Raw genomic sequence first — 17,452 nt, 5'->3', positions numbered from 1 at the left:
GTTTATAAATAGGTTAGTACCTCGTAAATACTAACTCAGTTTATCAGCAGATTTTCTTCTCAGCATGTAATCTAAAAACACTAATCCAATAATTAAATCGGCAAATAAAAAGATGTAAAGTCCGGTAGAATTTAAAAACTGATCTACGTTTAAATCAATTTTAAAGCTAAAGTCTAAATCCTTAAAGCTAAAGGTAGAACTGTATAAAATGTAGCCAAACATTGCAACCAAAGCCAAGGCGAAAAAACCACCAATGCTGTAAATAATTCTTTGGTCTACCTTGGTTTTTAAGGTAACCGGAGCCGGAAGTAAGGCTATATCTTCCATCACATTTCGTGTAAAAGACATAGAAGGTTCATCCATTTCCATTTCAGAAAAAGTTACGTTAAGCCTCAATAATTCCTCGTACTGCAACTTAACAGCAGGATCTAATTCAATCTTTTTTCTGATGCCTTTAACCTGGGTTTCATTAAGGTTTCCATCAATATAATCCCAAAGTTCTTGTTCTATCGTATTCATAGTAACTCCTTTACTTCATCTTTTAACAAATATTGCAATTTCTCTTTAAGTCTTTGCCTTGCTCTAAACAATTTTACCTTAATAGTATTGGGGTCCATATTTAATGCTTCGCCTATTTCTTCCAAACTTTGTTCGCCCTTGTAAAATAACGATATAATAACGGCATCATCTGGCAAAAGCATATTAATGGCCTCATTTAAAAAAGCATGGCTATTTTGTTGCTCATAAACATTTGCATTAAAAGCCGAGGTATGATTTTCTAGCTGAATAAACGTTTCCTCATCACTTATGGAAGAAGTATCCAAACGTTTTTTCCTTAAAAAGGTCATCGCCGTTGTATAGGTAATGGTATACAACCAAGTGGTAAATTTTGAAGTTTGCTTAAATGTACCTAAAGCTTTATACGCCTTTACAAAGCAATCTTGTGCAATTTCTTCAGCATCTTCCCGGTTTTTGGCAAATCTTAAAGCCAGTGTAAATACAAAGCGTTGATGCTGCTTTACCAGCAAAGCATATTGTTCGGTTTGCCCGTTCAATATATTTTGTATCAACTCTAAATCTGTTAATTTTTGCACCATGCTTAGCAGTAAGACAACATGATGGGCAAGCAGGTTACAGATTTATTTTAATGAGATGCAAAAAACTTTAACCCAGCAATGGATGCAATAAGCGTACAGATGAAAAATATGCGCCAAAAAGTAGCCGGTTCGTTAAAATAAACGATACCTACAATTACAGTTCCTACAGCTCCAATGCCTGTCCAAACGGCATATGCTGTACCCATAGGCAAAGTTTGGCTTGCTTTATTAAGTAGAAAGAAGCTTAAAGAAATGGCTATAAAAAAGCCAATGCTCCATTTTAAATTCGTAAAGTTGTTTGATAATTTTAAACAAGTTGTAAAACCCACCTCAAATAATCCAGCGATAATTAATATAATCCAGTTCATTTTTTTATAATTTAATGCAAAGGTAGCTTGATCCGTTTGCACTAAATTTTACAAATGTTAAAAAATGAATTATTTTATATCTGCCCGTATTCTACTTAAAGTAACCTGTGTAACACCTAAATATGAAGCAATGTGTTTAAGAGCAACCTTTTTAGCCAGCTCCGGCGATTGATCCAAAAATTCAAGATAACGCTCCGTTGCGGTTTTAAACAATCTATCGATCAGTCTTTTTTCGGTCGCAATTAATTCTTGTTCAGCAATTTTTCTTCCCCAGTTTGCAATTTCTATGTGTGTAGCGTAAAAGGAAAGTAAGTCAGCTGATTTGATTTGGAATAAACGGCAATCTTCTAAAAGTTCGATATTTTCGTAACCAGGTTTACGGTTGATATAACTGTTATAAGAGAATAAAGCATCACCCTTTTTGCCAAACCAAAATGTAATTTGCTGGTTTTCTCCATCAGAATATGCCCGGGCAATTCCCTTATCAATAATATAAAAATACGATTCAGTTTTCTCTGCTTTAATTAATATGTCGCCCTTTTGCGCATTGATTACTGTAAAAAGCGGAGCCAAAAGCAATAATGACGAATTGCTTAAGGATGAAAAGAGTGGAATATTTTTTAACTGGTTATGCAATTTCTTTTGTTAATGTGATAAAGCTATAAAAATTAACCACAGATAAAAAGAAGTGAGCAGATTCTATTTATTACCAATAAAAATAAAAAAAGTTAATGGGGGTGTAACCTGATTAAAAATGATGTAGTCATAATACACAGAACACGGTTCGTAAGAATTAAAAGAGTATTAACATTTAAAAAAATATAATTATGCCAGGAGAATTAGTAGCGATAACAATGTTTTTAGGAGCATTCGCAATGGTATTTGGAATTCGTTATTTATCAAACAAAGAAAAGATGGCCATGATAGAACGTGGTATCGATCCGGGATTGTCAAGATCAGCACCCAAACCTTTTTTAAGTCTAAAGTTCGGTTTACTGTTAATCGGTATAGGTTTAGGGCTTATTGTAGCATTATTCACCGTTCGTGGTGTTTTTGGTCCTCAATTAGAATATGATCAAAAAGGACAAGCAGTAGCAGTTTATTTTGGCTCAATAGGAATATTTGGTGGCTTAGGCCTTGTTTTATCTTACGTTTTTGAAAAAAGATGGCTTGATAAGCAACCATAAAGTAAATTGGTTTAATTGTTAGCCTGTTTCCAGCCATTGGAAACAGGCTTTTTTTTATTCACCGTGGTAAATTACCTTACCATTTTTACTAAGCGCATAACCCTTCCAACCGAAAATTTGTAAATCGTCTTTTTTCCAAACGTAATTACCTTCGGTACCAGTTCTTTCTAATATGATGCTTTGCTTTTCTTTCGGAAGAAATAATTCCGCTTTAGTTTGATCGCTGTTAAACAAAAAATAGGCGGCTAAAGTATAGCTTTCCTTATTTTCTACAGGTAAAAGTTTAATTTGTTCAAACGTTCTTATGCAATCATTTTTAAGTACAGACCAAGTGTAGCCCGCAGCAATTAAACAACCATGCTCATCTTTTGCTCCACCAATTTTTGCAGGTTTGGTTACCACCGTACTACTGTCTCCTGTTGTTTCTTTGCGCTCGGCCTTTGGGTTGCAACTCCAAATTAATGCAATGGGTAAAATTAAAAAAATGCTTCTCATAATCAGATGTTATTTAGTAAAATGACACCTAAATATCAGCAAATTATTTATCTTTTTGAGGGTTGTTAATTACCGCAACGGTTAAGCGACTAATGCAACTCATTTTGCCACGATCGTTATAAATTTTAATTTCCCAAACGTGTGTTTTAGCGCCAATATGTAAAGGTTTGCAAACGCCCGTTACCAAGCCGCTTTTAACTGGCCTAAGGTGATTTGCGTTAACTTCTAAACCGACGGCTAAATATTTTTCAGGATCAATACACATAAAAGATGCAATGCTGCCCAAGCTCTCTGCTAATACAACAGAAGCGCCGCCGTGTAAAATGCCAAAGGGTTGGTGTGTGCGTTCATCAACTGGCATGGTGCCCGAAATAGAATCTTCTGTTATTTCGGTGTACTTGATATCGAGTGTGCCACCGATATTGTTTTTTGGCCAGTTATTTAGTTCCTCTGGCGTATATTTTTTAAACCACATTATAACGCTCTTTTAATATGCTTACATGGTGATTAATGTGCCCGGCAGTAATAAATAATATAGATTTTACATTAATTTCTCTGTTGGATGCGGTTCCCTTTCTATTCAACTCTGTTTCATTTAAAGATTTAAAAAAGTAAAGGTTTGCCTTACGCAAAGCTGCAAATTCTTCAATAAGATCTTCTAATTCCCTTTCATGAAAACGGGCGTTGGTTACATAATCATCCTCATCAAAACCAGGTAAGGGCTGCTGCTCGTTTCTAGCGAAGCATGTCATCCGGTATGCCAAAATCCGTTCGGTATCTATAATGTGCCCTAACATCTCCTTTAAAGTCCATTTCCCTTCCGCATAAGCGAAATTTTCTTTCTCAGCGTTTTTTCTGAACAAGGTTGGTATAGTTATAATTTGATCGGTTAAGATTTCGAAAATATCTCCATTAACCTTGCTGATGTAAGCTTCGCCCCATACAGGATATTCGTTAGGCAGTGGTCGGTTCATACGTTAAGCTGCTTTTTAATATAATTCTAAATGTTGTGCCCTTACCAATTTCAGATTCCTTTACAAAAATATCTCCACTATGGTAATTTTCAACAATACGTTTTGTTAGTGATAAACCCAGTCCCCAGCCACGTTTTCTGGTGGTGTAGCCAGGCTGAAATACAGCATCAAACTTCGATCTAGGTATGCCTTTTCCAGTATCCGTTACATCAATAAAAACCTGCTCTTTAGCTAAATTTTCTATAATATTAACTGAGATAGAGCCTTCATTTTCTATAGCATTGGCTGCATTTTTAAGTAAGTTTTCAATTACCCAATCAAATAAAGGCACATTTAACATGGCTCTAACCTGCTCATCACCCGTAATAGAAAACTTAACCTTATCGGAAGTTCTAACCTTAAAGTAATTGATAAAATTGCTGATAACGATGTAAACCGTATGATCTTCAAGAATAGGTTTAGATCCTATTTTAGAAAACCGATCTGTAATAATTTCCAGTCGCTTAATATCGTTCTCCATCTCTGCAATTAGTGGATCATCTTCGGCATCAAACTTCGATTTCATCAACTCCGTCCACGCCATTAAGGATGATATTGGAGTACCCAGCTGGTGCGCCGTTTCTTTAGCCAAACCAACCCAAACATGATCTTGCTCTGCCCGCCTTGATGAGCTAAATGCCGCATATGCTGTAAGTAGAAAAAGAAAAATTACACCCATTTGGATGTATGGAAAATATCTTAGCTGGGTTAAAATAAAGGAATCGCGGTAATAAGCTTTAAATTTTCTGCCGATAATATTCATCTCATCAGGGCTATGCTGCTCTTTCATTTTAGCCAGCTGATGTACAAAATATAAACTATCGTAAGTAAGTTTAGAATCTGTGGGATAATTTGTTTTGGTGCTATCGAGCCCAAAAAAAGAGCTAATTGTTCCGGCAGAATCCACCATAATAACCGGTGTTTTTGTGTTTTGCCTTACGGTTTCCACAATCGTACGGAAATCGTCATTATCATATAACAACATGGAACGCTCCTGTATTCTTACCCAGAGGTGAAATTGATCCGCCTCCTCACGTTCCATTTTTTTAACAAATGAATCGGTGTAAAATACTGAAGCTATGCCGATTAGTATGGCAAAAAAAAGGAGGAAAAACTTCCAGCGACGTTTTTTTTCGTAAGGGTTCATGCTTTGGTTTGCCAAAATACAATAACAAAACGAAAAAAACATAAAAAACATATCTTTGTACCGCTATGTGATAGGTTAATAGCTGGCTTGTTTTTGTAAGCTGGTTTATAAACCCATTGCTCAACAACCCAACCATGGATAAAAAAGTTAGAGTAAGATTTGCCCCAAGCCCAACAGGAGGCTTGCATTTAGGAGGTGTACGTACCGCCCTTTTTAATTATTTATTTGCCCGAAAGCATAACGGAACCTTCGTTTTACGTGTAGAAGATACCGACCAAAATCGTTTTGTTGAAGGTGCCGAGCAATATATTGTTGATTGTTTAAATTGGTGTGGCATAACACCTGATGAAAGCCCGGCAAACCCAGGTGTTTATGGTCCGTACCGCCAAAGTGAGCGCAAGCCAAGCTATAGAAAGTTTGCCGAGCAATTGATTAGCGATGGATACGCTTACTATGCTTTTGACACTCCCGAAGATTTAGATGCTAAACGTAAAGAAATTCCAAACTTTCAATATGGTCAGGCAACTAGAATGGGCATGCGCAATTCTTTAACTTTAACCATTAATGAGGTTGAAGAACTTTTGGCGGCAAACACACCACATGTAATTAGAATAAAAGTACCAGAAAATGAAAACGTACATTTTAACGATTTAATTCGTGGCGATGTAAGTTTTGAAACCTCCCTGGTTGATGATAAGGTTTTGCTTAAAGCAGATGGAATGCCAACCTATCATTTAGCCGTAGTGGTTGATGATAAAGCAATGGAAATTACACATGCTTTTAGAGGCGAAGAATGGTTGCCATCAGCACCAATCCATATTTTACTTTGGAAATACTTAGGCTGGGAAAGCGAAATGCCTCAATGGGCGCACCTTCCTTTAATTTTAAAACCCGATGGACATGGTAAATTAAGCAAACGTGATGGTGATAGATTAGGCTTTCCTGTTTATGCAATGAATTGGACTGATCCAAAAACTGGCGATATAACTAAGGGATTTAAAGAAATGGGCTTCTTACCCGAAGCTTTTATCAATATGCTTGCCCTTTTAGGCTGGAATGATGGTACAGAACAGGAAGTTTTTAGCCTGCCAGAGCTTGAAGAAAAATTCTCAATCGAAAGAATTAGTAAAGCTGGTGCAAAATTCGATTTCGAGAAAGCTAAATGGTACAACCACGAATGGATAAAAAATGCACCCGCAAGCAAACTGCAATTAACGGTTAAACAATTATTGGCAGAAAATAATATAGAAGTTAATGATGATGCTTTTTTAAATACAGTGATCGATTTAATCAAAGATCGGTGTACTTTGTTAACTGATTTTGTTGCGCAAAGCGGTTATTTCTTTGCTACGCCTGCAACGTATGACGTAGCCTCAGTTAAACCAAAATGGACTGCAGAAAAGGCAGCCTTTTTTGCTGCATATGCAGAAAAGTTAGACCATAATTTAAATGATGCCGTAACAGCTGAAGTAGCATTTAAAGCATTGGCAGAAGAAAAAGGCTTTAAACCCGGCGAACTTATGCTGCCTTTTAGGATTATGCTGGTTGGCGGTAAATTTGGTCCAGGAGTTTTTGATATCGCTGTGCTATTTGGTGCTGCAGAAACCAAAAACAGAATAGAAAAGGCAATTATCGCTTTTAACGACTAAAATTATAATATTTTAAAGGGGGTCAGGCTTTAGGTCTGACCTTTTCTTTTGGTACAACTCAAAAGAATAATATTCATATTTTCAATAAAAATAATTTATACTTTAGTATAACAATTCCTATTAAATAAGAGTTATTCATTAAATTAACAACAAGTTATGCAGATTTTTGGCAAGGGAAGTGATAATATCGAAGATAGTAGAGGAAGCAAAGGTGGAGGTAAGACTGTTTTAGGCGGAGGTATAGGCTTAGTAGTAATCATTTTGGGTTTATTTTTCGGGAAGGATTTAACAGGATTAGTTGGCCAAATGCCAAGTGCTGATAACGTTGAAGTAAGAAAAGGCACTCCAACTGATTCTGCAGGGCTTCAAATGGCAAAAATTTTAAATTCAACCGATGAAGTATGGAGTTCAGAATTTCAGAAACTTGGCAAAGTTTACGAAAAACCAACTCTTCGATTATTTGAAGAAGCTGTTCAAACGGGCTGTGGTACAGCTGGGGCTGCCGTTGGGCCTTTCTACTGCCCTGGTGATCATAAAGTATATATTGACCTTTCATTTTATGATGAATTAAAAAACCGTTTTGGTGCAGCCGGAGATTTTGCGCAAGCTTATGTTATTGCGCACGAAGTAGGGCATCACGTTCAAAATTTATTAGGTATTTCTGAAAAATTAGATCAAGCTCGAGGTCGTGTTAGCGCAACAGAATACAATCGCTTATCAGTAAAATTAGAATTACAGGCTGATTTTTTTGCTGGCTTATGGGCTCATAATGCTCAAAACCTGAAAGATTTTAGATTAGATGAAGGCGATATTGAGGAAGCTTTAACTGCTGCCAATGCTATTGGTGATGATAAATTGCAGAAAGAAGCAACCGGTGAAGTTAAGCCTGATTCCTTTACACACGGCACATCCCAGCAAAGAATGTATTGGTTTAAAAAAGGGTTTGAAACTGGCGACATTAAGCAAGGTGACACCTTCAATTCAAATAATTTATAAAAATTAAAACTTTTTTAAAACAACATTGTTTGTTTACAGTTGCGGGAGAATTTTAGTTTTTCGCAACTGAATATAATTATCTCATCCCAAGCTTCTTATTTGTTTATTTAACATGATCCTTATTGTTGATGACAGGCCTGAAAACCTGATCTCTTTACAGAAAGTACTCCAGGCACATAATTTTGAGGTCGATACGGCCTCATCCGGTGAGGAGGCGCTGAAAAAGGTCCTTAAAAATAATTATGTTCTCATAATTCTTGACGTTCAAATGCCCGATATGGACGGCTTTGAAGTTGCTGAAGCCATTTCTGGTTTTAGCAAGGCAAAAGATACCGCAATTATATTTCTATCGGCAGTAAATACAGAAATAAAATTTATTACTAAAGGCTACATGAGTGGTGGTTTGGATTACATAACTAAACCGGTTGATATTAATGTGCTTTTACTCAAAATAAAAACCTTTTATCGCATTTATGAGCAAAGCCGAAAACTTAATGAGGTACAGGAGAAATTATTAGAAGAGATTGAATTTAGAAAAGAAGCCGAACATAAAAAGGATGAATTTATCAGCATTGCAAGTCACGAGTTAAAAACCCCGTTAACAAGTGTAAAGGGCTACATTCAACTATTGCAGCGCAGCTTAAATAAAGATGATAAAACTACAGCGCAAAAGCATTTAGAAAAAGCAAGCATTCAGCTTGAAAAACTAAACGAACTTATTGTGGATTTACTGGATATTTCTAAAATAGAAAGTGGCAAGCTTAAGTTTAATATGCAAAATTTTTGCGCAGATAATATGGTAAGTAATGCCATAGAAATGTTGCAACAATCCAATCCTGATTTTAAGATCACCAAAATTGGGAAAACTCATGAAACCATTTATGGTGATGAAATGCGATTGGAACAGGTGGTTATTAATTTTATTACTAATGCCATAAAGTATGCGCCAGGTACAAACCAGGTTAATGTAACTATAAACATTAACGATGGGAAGCTGTATTTATCTGTAAAAGATTTCGGTATCGGAATTTCTAAAGAACAACAGCAAAGAATTTTCGAAAAATTTTACAGAGTTGAAGAAAACAGCAACCGCTTTAATGGCTTGGGGATAGGTTTATATATCTGTTCGGAAATTATTAAAAGACACGGTGGTACTATTGGAGTTAATAGCGTACCAGACCAAGGCTCTGAGTTTTATTTTATAATCCCAATAGAGGAGGATGAAATTTTAAAAACCCAACACGAAGCCACTTTAGGCAACTAAGCCATCATTTATCTTAATGTATCACAATTCAATACCATATAATTTTTAATGAAAACAACTCTTAAAAACAATTTGCGGTTAGGTTTAGGCTTATCGCTCATTATTCTTTTTATCAGTTCACTTGCTTCGTATGTAAGCATTAGAAACTTGATTAAGAGTACGGAATTGGTTAAGCACAGCGATGAAATTATCCTGGATGCAGAAAATATAATCTCTGTATTAAAAGATGCCGAAACCGGGCAAAGAGGTTACCTTTTAACGGGAAATAAAGTTTTTTTAGAGCCATATATTGGTGCGAATGATACTGCAGCAGCCATTTTAAACCGTGTTGGAGTAGGCACGAAAGATAATGCTGTACAACAAAAAAATGTAACCGAACTTCGCAAAATAATGGGTCAGAGAATGGATATTCTAAAATCCACTATCGAAATTAAATCATTAGGAGGCGTAGTAGATCCAACTGTTTTATTTCAAGGCAAAACCTATATGGATCAAGCCAGGGTTGTAGTTAAAAGAATGGTTGTTGAAGAGAAACGATTATTAGAAGAACGCACTGTAGAGCTAAACAAGCTAACATCATACACACCGATTTTAATTGTAATTGCCGCTATTTTAGCAATATTAATTACCCTGTTTTTTTATAGAAAGGTATCTATAGATTTTGACGAACGCGTTAAACTGCAGCAAGAACTTGAAGATCAGAAACGTGAAATAGAAAAACGTATTGTAGCTATTAAGGAAATCGCTGCTCAAATATCCAAAGGGAATTATGGTGTATTGGTTGATAGTGGTTCGGGTGATGATTTGGGCGAAATTTCTGAATCACTTAATAGCATGTCATTGTCATTAAAGAAATCTTTTGATACCCTTGAAGAAAATGAATGGATACAAACGGGTGTAGCCAACCTAAATGTAAAAATGGTTGGAGAAAAGGATATTTTCCACCTGGCTGATGATATTATTGAATTTTTGGCTGCCTACACTAAAAGCCAAATGGGAGCCATTTATTTATTTAAAGATGATGGCTATTTACATTTAAAAGGTAAATATGCTTTACAGGGGCAAAACCTAGCTCAGGTTTTAGAAATTGGTGAGGGCTTAATCGGGCAAGTTGTTAAAACTGGAAAGCAAATATTATTGGATGAAATTCCTCAAAATGATCTAATAGTTAGTTTTGCTTCTGGCAATATTAAACCTTCGCAATTGCTTGTTTTGCCAATTATTAGAAACGGAATTGCTATTGGTGGGTTAGAGCTTGGTACCATTGGGCATTATTCTGATTTAGATATCCATTTCTTAAACCTTATTTTATCCGATACCGGAACGGCATTGCTTGGTGCACAAAACAGGCAAAAATTACAACAATTATTAGAAGAAACACAAGCACAATCAGAAGAACTTCAAGTACAGCATAACGAGCTTGAAGGTATGAATGCCGAACTGGAAGCCCAGGCTCAAAAGCTACAAGCTTCAGAAGAGGAATTAAGAGTACAACAAGAAGAACTACTACAAAGCAACCAGGAGCTGGAGGAAAGAAGTAGCTTGCTTGAGGAGAAAAATGAACTAATTGAAGAACGAAACATCGAGATTCAGCAAAAAGCCGAAGCTTTAGAATTAAGCACTCGTTATAAATCAGAATTTTTAGCCAACATGTCGCATGAGTTGCGTACACCATTAAATTCTATTTTGCTGTTATCTCGTTTAATGGCCGAAAATGAAGATATGGATCGCGAGCATCAGGAATATGCAGAGGTGATACAAAGTTCAGGTCAAGGGCTTTTAAGCTTAATTGATGAAATTCTTGATCTTTCGAAAATTGAAGCCGGTAAAATGGAGTTGGATAGGACCAACATTAAAGTAGAAGAGGTTGCCATGGCGATGCGTGCTCTATTTAATCCTGTAGCAAAAGATAAAAATTTGGAATTAATTATTGATACTTCAACCGATGTACCAGAATATTTCCATACCGATAAAATGCGACTGGAGCAGATTTTGAAAAACCTGCTTTCAAATGCCGTTAAGTTTACAACCGAGGGATCTGTTACGCTTAATATTACTAAAAACAAAAAGCTTAATGCTATCGTGTTTAAGGTTACCGATACAGGTGTAGGTATCGCTACCGAAAAACAGGCCATGGTATTTGAGGCTTTTCAGCAGGCAGATGGATCTACCAGACGTAAATTTGGTGGCACGGGCCTCGGTCTTTCCATTAGTAGAGAATTAGCCAAATTGTTAGGCGGTTATATAGATTTAAAAAGTGAAGAAGGAAAAGGAAGTGTTTTCACTTTGACGCTTCCAATTGATAAAAACAAAGGTTTTGAGGAGCTGAAAATTGAAAAATCTTTCGATGCAATTGAACATTTACCTAAGAAAGTTAAAGATTTAACCGTTTCTAATATTCCGCAAGAAATTGAAGATGACCGGGAAAATATTCAACCAGATGATAAAGTAATTTTAATTGTTGAGGATGATACACCTTTTGCAAAAACATTGCTTGATTTTACCCGTAAACGCAATTATAAAGGTTTAGTTGCCGTGCGAGGAGATGTGGGGATTGAAATGGCAAAAGCCTTTAAACCACTCGCAATTTTATTGGATATTCAGTTGCCGATAAAAGATGGATGGCAAGTGATGGAAGAATTAAAATCAGATCCTGAAACACGCCCAATTCCTGTACATATTATGTCATCGCTACAGGTTAAAAAGGAGAGTTTGCTAAAAGGAGCGGTTGATTTTATAAATAAACCATTTGCTTTTGAGCACATGCAAGAAATTTTCTCTAAGCTAGAGCACGCTTTAAGCCGTCATCCTAAAAAGGTGCTTATTGTAGAAGAAAACGAGCAACACGCTAAAGCTTTAAGTTATTTTTTAAGTTACTTTAATATCCAAACAGAAGTTGTAAACCAGGTAAGTGAAGGCGTTTCTGCCTTGCATAAACCAGAGGTTAACTGTGTGATATTGGATATGGGTATTCCAGATAAGCACGCTTACGAAACCCTAGAAGTAGTTAAGAAAACCCCAGGACTAGAAAACTTACCGATCATTATTTTTACGGGCAAAAGCTTATCTAAAGGAGAAGAGAATAGAATTAAGCAATACGCGGATTCTATCGTTGTAAAAACTGCTCATTCTTACCAAAGAATTTTGGATGAAGCTGGCCTATTTCTTCACCTTGTTGAAGAAAAAAATAAAGATGCAAACAAAGCTCCGAAGAAATTTTCTGAGCTGCAGGATGTTTTAAAAGGTAAAACGGTATTGGTGGCAGATGATGATGTGCGCAATATTTTCTCTTTAACTAAAGTGCTGGAGCAACATCAAATGAAAGTTTTAGCAGCTACAGATGGTAAAGAAGCCCTTAAATTATTAAATGAAAATAAAGAGGTTGATGTAGTGCTGATGGATATGATGATGCCTGAGTTGGATGGTTATGAAACCACAACGGCAATACGACAAGATATAAAATACCGAAACCTGCCAATTTTAGCAGTAACTGCTAAAGCCATGATGGGCGATCGTGAAAAATGTATTGCAGCCGGAGCGTCAGATTATATTAGCAAACCGGTAGATATGGATCAGCTGATTTCTCTTTTACGCGTTTGGTTATACGAAAATCATCATAAATCTTAATGCCCTTAAATTAAAATGTCAAAAAAAGTAATACTCATTATCGATGATGATAACCGAAACATTTTTGCGCTTAAAGCTGTTTTAAAAGCCAAGGGTTTCGAGTGTTTATCTTCAACAAGTGCAAAGGATGGATTTGCCATCATGGAAGAAAATGAAGCGGTAGCTGTTGTTTTAATGGATATGATGATGCCAGATATGGATGGCTATCAAGCGATTTCCGTTATGAAAAAATCCGAAAAAATGCAGAATATCCCCGTGCTTGCCGTTACCGCTCAAGCTATGGTGGGCGATAAAGAAAGATGCCTGAGTGCTGGTGCATCTGGCTATGTATCAAAACCCATTAACGTGGATGAATTATTAGTACAAATAGAAAAAGTTACAAAATAGAAAGTGATTAGTGATGCAATAGATAATGAACAGGTAGAAATACTGCTTAACGATGTTTTGGAAACTCATGGATACGATTTTCTTGAATATTCTCATGCCTCCATTAAACGAAGAATATCCAGACTTTATGCCCTTGACAATTTCGTAAGCTTTGCCGAATTTAGATATACAATAAAATCCGATAAGCAGTATTTTAAACGCTTTTTGGAAGAAATTACAGTTAATGTGACTGAAATGTTCCGTGATCCTTCTTTTTACAGGGCATTACGGAACGATGTTTTGCCGGTTTTGGGTACCTATCCCTTTATCAGAATTTGGGTTGCAGGATGCTCTACCGGAGAAGAAGCCTATTCATTAGCGATTGTTTTAAAAGAACTTAATTTATTGCATAAATCGTTAATTTACGCAACAGATATTAATCCTTCGGTTTTAGAAAAGGCAAAAAAAGGAATGTTCCCTTTAAATTATTTAAAGCAATACTCTGAAAACTATTTACAATCTGGAGGAACAAAAGAGTTTTCAACTTATTATGCAGCTAATTACTCTTTGGCAAAGTTTGACGAATCTTTAAGTGGAAAAATGATTTTTTCTACCCATAATTTAGTTTCAGATCATTCTTTTAATGAATTTCAGCTTATATTGTGTAGAAACGTGCTTATTTACTTCGATAAAGATTTACAACACAAAGTATTTAATCTTTTTGATAATAGTATAGAAAAACTAGGCTACCTGGCCCTTGGCAGCAAAGAAAGTTTAGATTTTTGGGCAAAAGCAAAAGAATATAAGCGAATTAAAACGGAAAAAATATGGCGGAAACTTTAACGTCAGATAAATGTAGTGCATTAATTATTGGTGGTTCTGCTGGTAGTTTAGATGTTTTGCTCGAAATTTTTCCTGCACTTGATGCTGAATTGAATTTTCCAATTATTTTGGTTACTCACCGTAAATCAGGAAATGAATCTTTACTAAGTGATTTGCTCCAAAGTAGAACAAAACTAAAAGTAGCCGAAGTAGAAGAAAAAGAACCAATACTACCTGGAAAGGTTTATATAGCACCTGCAGATTATCATCTGTTAATTGAAGAAGACAAAACTTTTTCTTTAGATTATTCTGAAAAAATAAATTATTCACGCCCATCAATCGATGTAACCTTTCAGTCTGCTGCAGAGGTTTTTAAGAGTAAATTAGTATGTGTTTTGCTCTCTGGCTCAAATGCAGATGGAGTAGAAGGTTTAAAAGTTGTAAACAATTTTGGGGGTACAGTGGTTATACAGAACCCAGATACAGCAATGATGCCTTTTATGCCAGCACAAGCGGTTTTAAACGTTAAGGATGGTGTTATTTTAGACTCGGCTGAAATGGCGGATTACATAAATAAATTAAATTAATTAGGGTTAGCTTGCCTTCAGAAAATAAGTAATATGGTTACAAAGAGGATATTTGTTTTTGATGATAATAAGGATATTTTAGACCTATGCACTTTCATTTTGGAAGATGCGGGCTATGAAATTAAAACTTCCGAAAGCGCAAATGATATTGAGCAACAGGTTGCAGATTATATGCCCGATATTATTTTTATGGACAATTGGCTTCCTGATTTGGGCGGTATTCAGGCTACAAAAGCCCTAAAAAGTCACCCAGACTTGAAACATATACCTGTGATTTATTTCTCTGCCAATAACGATATTTCGGCCCTTGCAGATGAAGCTGGTGCAGATAGTTATTTATCTAAACCATTTGATATTTCAGCACTGGAAGAAATTGTTAAAAAACATTTGAGTTAAGCGTTGTATACTAACCAAAGCTTAATTCTACTTAGTTCAAAACAATTAGGTGAGAATAAATTTTAGATAAATAAAATTATCAATACTTTTTTACATCTTTAGAAAAGCTAATTACATCTTTTTAAACATCCTTGATCAGAACTCGATTAAATTTTAATTGAGTTTTTCGGTGTATGTAATTTAATCTGTATCTATTAGCTGACAAACAAAAATTGAAGATAAATTATCTTCAATTTTAAGTTCTGCTGGGCTTGCTGCCAGGAGTATAAGTATGGCTTGGAGATATTACAAGTTTATCAATTGCTACTTATTATTCTGGTGTCGAAATACCTTATGTTGAAGAAGCTGTTGCATTATATGGTGCTCTCAGATTAGGATGGGATGTCTTTTCGGGTTTGGGATCTCAATATGACCCTACCAAGTGGTATGGAAGTGATAATAAATCCTATTTTAAATAAATCTCGTCTTCAATGAAGAATATATATAATTTGATATGGGTTGATTCCATTTTAAGGTTTAAAAAGCATAATCCAAAAAATAAAAATTGGAAAATAATGGTTTTCATCATTAATACCTGGATGAATGCTTTGAATTGGTGGATTATATTTATGGTGATAAAATACTTTAAACTATTCCATATTCCACTGATAGAGTTAAATATATTTCCCGGACATTTAATAGATGACTTTATCAATTTTGTAATTGAATTTGCTTTACCATTTGGTGTCTTTAATTATTTTTTAATCTTTTATCGTAATAGATATGAACGCTTAATAATGAAATACGGGCCACAGAGAATAAAATATGCTCTTATTTATTCAATGGTAAGTACTGGAGGGGCTTTTGTTTTTGCTATAGTATACGGTATTTTAACACATACTATTTGAAAATACAATTTTATGAATTTGCTAATTAGGCCTTTGTAAAAATTATTCGTGAGAGATAACCTAAAATATGATTTAATTCACTATGAAATACTTAGTTTTCTTATTGTATGTCTCTGGATTTCTTTGTACAAGAAATGATTTTAAAAATCAACAAAATTCTTGTACGGGATATTATGATAAGGCTATACATTCGTTTATTTATACCTATGTTGATAAGATGCCTGAATATCCGGGTGGTATAGGTAAATTTTACTCATTTCTTGCCAAAAACATTGTATACGATGGCTATAGCGCAGAAAATTATCAAACTAAAGTTACAATTGTGTTTATAATTGACACGGCGGGTACTATAAAGAATGCTGGTATTGATAAAAAAGATCCAAAAGATTATTCAAAATTAGAGCTGCGCTATCTAAATTTATTAACAAAAACACCAAGATGGAAGCCTGGTAAATGCAACGGAAAAAACGTAAATGTAAGATACATGAGTACTATTAATTTAACTCCACAGTAATTCACTATGAAATACTGCATTTTTCTCTTTCTTTTAATTTGCTCCTGCACTCGGAATAATACTACAACTAAAAATCAATCAGTAAAAATTGAAAATCAGCAAATAACCCCTGAAAGATATTATGATAAGTCATTTTGTGCTTATGTTTATAATGAGGCCTATTTAGATGAAAGACCAGAATATCCAGGAGGATTGCGGGCTTTAGCTTTATATTTTCATGAAAAATTTAAATATCCACCAGAACAAAATGATTCGCAAACTAGCATAAAGTTAACGCTTATAATAGATACACTTGGTAATCCAAAAAATGCCGCAATCGATAATAAACCAATACTTTATTATACACCCCTAGATAAAGAAGCCTTGCGATGGGCAAAACAGATGCCTAAATGGAAGCCGGGTAAATGCAACGGAAAAAAAGTGGCTGTTAAATTAACGATCCCATTGGGAATAGAAATTCAAAATGAAATTTATTAATAACCCCAACATTAGGGTTATATACCCCCAAATTATACGTTCCAGATATATGTCTTGCGGTTCCTAAATGATAATTATACGTTCAGGATACAAACGATAGGGTTGTGTAACCCAAAAATATACGTTTAGAACCCCGAACTTGGGGTTGTATACCGCGAATTATACGTTCCGAACCTTAGCATTATGCTTGTGTAACCCCAAATTATATATCCAGAACCTTAACCGAGTATTAAATTAAAAGGAGCGATATGTATTTAACCAAATTGGATTAGTTTAACACCCCAAAATATATATCCAGAGCCTCAACCGAGTAGTAAATTAAAAGGAGCGATATGTATTAACAGCGTTGGATTAGTTTAATACTCCAAATTATATATCCCAGAACCTCAACCGAGGAGTAAATTAAAAGAAGAGCTATGTATTTAACCACATTGGATTAGTTTAATAGCATGAAATCGATTATAATATGCTTTTAAAAGATCTCCTGTAAACATTTTAAGCTATAATCGTCACCCTGAATTTAGTTCAGGGTCTTTTATAACCGTTTTCACCATACCATC

General features: G+C 35.1%; 20 protein-coding genes. 12 read left to right on the top strand and 8 right to left on the bottom strand.

The window, feature by feature from the left end:
* Positions 1 to 30 precede the first annotated feature (30 nt).
* The 4 genes from EHC72_RS19810 to EHC72_RS19795 form a co-directional block, all read right to left on the bottom strand.
* Entirely contained in the window at positions 31 to 519 is a 489-nt protein-coding gene (locus EHC72_RS19810) for an anti-sigma factor (protein ID WP_131539454.1), read from the bottom strand.
* Positions 516 to 1,097, bottom strand: a complete 582-nt coding sequence (locus tag EHC72_RS19805) for an RNA polymerase sigma factor (RefSeq protein ID WP_131539453.1) — start codon at positions 1,095 to 1,097, stop codon at positions 516 to 518. Before EHC72_RS19805 ends, EHC72_RS19810 begins: the two co-directional genes overlap by 4 nt.
* A gap of 47 nt (positions 1,098 to 1,144) precedes the next feature.
* Positions 1,145 to 1,465: a DMT family transporter gene (locus EHC72_RS19800; protein ID WP_131539452.1), complete on the bottom strand. Its 321-nt coding sequence runs from the start codon at positions 1,463 to 1,465 to the stop codon at positions 1,145 to 1,147.
* Between the two features lie 69 nt (positions 1,466 to 1,534).
* Positions 1,535 to 2,101, bottom strand: coding sequence for a Crp/Fnr family transcriptional regulator (locus EHC72_RS19795; protein ID WP_131539451.1), 567 nt, complete (start codon positions 2,099 to 2,101; stop codon positions 1,535 to 1,537).
* 191 nt (positions 2,102 to 2,292) lie between these two features.
* On the opposite strand from EHC72_RS19795, the gene EHC72_RS19790 reads away from it, so the two are divergent.
* Positions 2,293 to 2,652, top strand: a complete 360-nt coding sequence (locus tag EHC72_RS19790; RefSeq protein ID WP_131539450.1) for a DUF6249 domain-containing protein — start codon at positions 2,293 to 2,295, stop codon at positions 2,650 to 2,652.
* 54 nt (positions 2,653 to 2,706) lie between these two features.
* Here EHC72_RS19790 and EHC72_RS19785 read toward each other — a convergent pair whose 3' ends face one another.
* The 4 genes from EHC72_RS19785 to EHC72_RS19770 are packed head-to-tail and all read right to left on the bottom strand — an operon-like array spanning position 2,707 to position 5,307.
* Entirely contained in the window at positions 2,707 to 3,147 is a 441-nt protein-coding gene (locus EHC72_RS19785; RefSeq protein ID WP_199157690.1) for a hypothetical protein, read from the bottom strand.
* Positions 3,148 to 3,190: 43 nt separating this feature from the next.
* Positions 3,191 to 3,622: a hotdog fold thioesterase gene (locus EHC72_RS19780; RefSeq protein WP_131539449.1), complete on the bottom strand. Its 432-nt coding sequence runs from the start codon at positions 3,620 to 3,622 to the stop codon at positions 3,191 to 3,193.
* Complete coding sequence (locus EHC72_RS19775) at positions 3,612 to 4,121, bottom strand: DinB family protein (RefSeq protein ID WP_131539448.1); 510 nt, start codon at positions 4,119 to 4,121, stop codon at positions 3,612 to 3,614. Before EHC72_RS19775 ends, EHC72_RS19780 begins: the two co-directional genes overlap by 11 nt.
* Positions 4,102 to 5,307 (bottom strand): sensor histidine kinase, encoded by a 1,206-nt coding sequence (locus EHC72_RS19770; protein ID WP_131539447.1) that lies wholly within the window; start codon positions 5,305 to 5,307, stop codon positions 4,102 to 4,104. The genes EHC72_RS19775 and EHC72_RS19770 overlap by 20 nt, the downstream gene beginning before the upstream one ends.
* A 134-nt stretch (positions 5,308 to 5,441) precedes the next feature.
* On the opposite strand from EHC72_RS19770, the gene gltX reads away from it, so the two are divergent.
* The 11 genes from gltX (at position 5,442) to EHC72_RS19715 (ending at position 16,892) form a co-directional block, all read left to right on the top strand.
* Entirely contained in the window at positions 5,442 to 6,956 is a 1,515-nt protein-coding gene (gltX, locus tag EHC72_RS19765; protein ID WP_131539446.1) for a glutamate--tRNA ligase, read from the top strand.
* A 156-nt stretch (positions 6,957 to 7,112) separates the two neighbouring features.
* Positions 7,113 to 7,952 (top strand): KPN_02809 family neutral zinc metallopeptidase, encoded by an 840-nt coding sequence (gene ypfJ / locus EHC72_RS19760; RefSeq protein WP_131539445.1) that lies wholly within the window; start codon positions 7,113 to 7,115, stop codon positions 7,950 to 7,952.
* 112 nt (positions 7,953 to 8,064) lie between these two features.
* Positions 8,065 to 9,216 (top strand): hybrid sensor histidine kinase/response regulator, encoded by a 1,152-nt coding sequence (locus tag EHC72_RS19755; protein ID WP_131539444.1) that lies wholly within the window; start codon positions 8,065 to 8,067, stop codon positions 9,214 to 9,216.
* 48 nt (positions 9,217 to 9,264) lie between these two features.
* Complete coding sequence (locus EHC72_RS19750) at positions 9,265 to 12,843, top strand: response regulator (protein ID WP_131539443.1); 3,579 nt, start codon at positions 9,265 to 9,267, stop codon at positions 12,841 to 12,843.
* A 15-nt stretch (positions 12,844 to 12,858) separates the two neighbouring features.
* Positions 12,859 to 13,230, top strand: coding sequence for a response regulator (locus EHC72_RS19745; protein ID WP_131539442.1), 372 nt, complete (start codon positions 12,859 to 12,861; stop codon positions 13,228 to 13,230).
* A 3-nt stretch (positions 13,231 to 13,233) separates the two neighbouring features.
* Positions 13,234 to 14,052: a CheR family methyltransferase gene (locus EHC72_RS19740; protein WP_131539441.1), complete on the top strand. Its 819-nt coding sequence runs from the start codon at positions 13,234 to 13,236 to the stop codon at positions 14,050 to 14,052.
* Positions 14,037 to 14,618, top strand: a complete 582-nt coding sequence (locus EHC72_RS19735) for a chemotaxis protein CheB (RefSeq protein WP_131539440.1) — start codon at positions 14,037 to 14,039, stop codon at positions 14,616 to 14,618. Before EHC72_RS19740 ends, EHC72_RS19735 begins: the two co-directional genes overlap by 16 nt.
* Positions 14,619 to 14,651: 33 nt before the next feature.
* Positions 14,652 to 15,014: a response regulator gene (locus tag EHC72_RS19730; protein WP_131539439.1), complete on the top strand. Its 363-nt coding sequence runs from the start codon at positions 14,652 to 14,654 to the stop codon at positions 15,012 to 15,014.
* A gap of 470 nt (positions 15,015 to 15,484) precedes the next feature.
* Positions 15,485 to 15,901: a hypothetical protein gene (locus tag EHC72_RS19725; protein WP_131539438.1), complete on the top strand. Its 417-nt coding sequence runs from the start codon at positions 15,485 to 15,487 to the stop codon at positions 15,899 to 15,901.
* Positions 15,902 to 15,983: 82 nt separating this feature from the next.
* Positions 15,984 to 16,415: an energy transducer TonB gene (locus EHC72_RS19720; RefSeq protein WP_131539437.1), complete on the top strand. Its 432-nt coding sequence runs from the start codon at positions 15,984 to 15,986 to the stop codon at positions 16,413 to 16,415.
* A gap of 6 nt (positions 16,416 to 16,421) precedes the next feature.
* Positions 16,422 to 16,892, top strand: coding sequence for an energy transducer TonB (locus EHC72_RS19715; RefSeq protein ID WP_131539436.1), 471 nt, complete (start codon positions 16,422 to 16,424; stop codon positions 16,890 to 16,892).
* Positions 16,893 to 17,452: the final 560 nt, after the last annotated feature.

It is taken from the genome of Pedobacter nototheniae (genome assembly GCF_004335085.1).
GTDB lineage: Bacteria > Bacteroidota > Bacteroidia > Sphingobacteriales > Sphingobacteriaceae > Pedobacter > Pedobacter nototheniae.
The sequence above is the reverse complement of the archived record's forward strand: the minus strand, read 5'-3'. Positions and strand labels throughout refer to the sequence as shown.

Bases quoted from the DNA above. Each gene is read 5' to 3' on its own strand.
- EHC72_RS19790 (WP_131539450.1), top strand. From the start codon at position 2,293: ATGCCAGGAGAATTAGTAGCGATAACAATGTTTTTAGGAGCATTCGCA.
- EHC72_RS19800 (WP_131539452.1), bottom strand. From the start codon at position 1,465: ATGAACTGGATTATATTAATTATCGCTGGATTATTTGAGGTGGGTTTT.
- EHC72_RS19780 (WP_131539449.1), bottom strand. From the start codon at position 3,622: ATGTGGTTTAAAAAATATACGCCAGAGGAACTAAATAACTGGCCAAAA.
- EHC72_RS19725 (WP_131539438.1), top strand. From the start codon at position 15,485: ATGAAGAATATATATAATTTGATATGGGTTGATTCCATTTTAAGGTTT.
- EHC72_RS19715 (WP_131539436.1), top strand. From the start codon at position 16,422: ATGAAATACTGCATTTTTCTCTTTCTTTTAATTTGCTCCTGCACTCGG.
- EHC72_RS19730 (WP_131539439.1), top strand. From the start codon at position 14,652: ATGGTTACAAAGAGGATATTTGTTTTTGATGATAATAAGGATATTTTA.
- gltX (WP_131539446.1), top strand. From the start codon at position 5,442: ATGGATAAAAAAGTTAGAGTAAGATTTGCCCCAAGCCCAACAGGAGGC.
- EHC72_RS19720 (WP_131539437.1), top strand. From the start codon at position 15,984: ATGAAATACTTAGTTTTCTTATTGTATGTCTCTGGATTTCTTTGTACA.
- EHC72_RS19785 (WP_199157690.1), bottom strand. From the start codon at position 3,147: ATGAGAAGCATTTTTTTAATTTTACCCATTGCATTAATTTGGAGTTGC.
- EHC72_RS19735 (WP_131539440.1), top strand. From the start codon at position 14,037: ATGGCGGAAACTTTAACGTCAGATAAATGTAGTGCATTAATTATTGGT.
- EHC72_RS19755 (WP_131539444.1), top strand. From the start codon at position 8,065: ATGATCCTTATTGTTGATGACAGGCCTGAAAACCTGATCTCTTTACAG.
- ypfJ (WP_131539445.1), top strand. From the start codon at position 7,113: ATGCAGATTTTTGGCAAGGGAAGTGATAATATCGAAGATAGTAGAGGA.
- EHC72_RS19805 (WP_131539453.1), bottom strand. From the start codon at position 1,097: ATGGTGCAAAAATTAACAGATTTAGAGTTGATACAAAATATATTGAAC.
- EHC72_RS19775 (WP_131539448.1), bottom strand. From the start codon at position 4,121: ATGAACCGACCACTGCCTAACGAATATCCTGTATGGGGCGAAGCTTAC.
- EHC72_RS19770 (WP_131539447.1), bottom strand. From the start codon at position 5,307: ATGAACCCTTACGAAAAAAAACGTCGCTGGAAGTTTTTCCTCCTTTTT.
- EHC72_RS19750 (WP_131539443.1), top strand. From the start codon at position 9,265: ATGAAAACAACTCTTAAAAACAATTTGCGGTTAGGTTTAGGCTTATCG.
- EHC72_RS19745 (WP_131539442.1), top strand. From the start codon at position 12,859: ATGTCAAAAAAAGTAATACTCATTATCGATGATGATAACCGAAACATT.
- EHC72_RS19810 (WP_131539454.1), bottom strand. From the start codon at position 519: ATGAATACGATAGAACAAGAACTTTGGGATTATATTGATGGAAACCTT.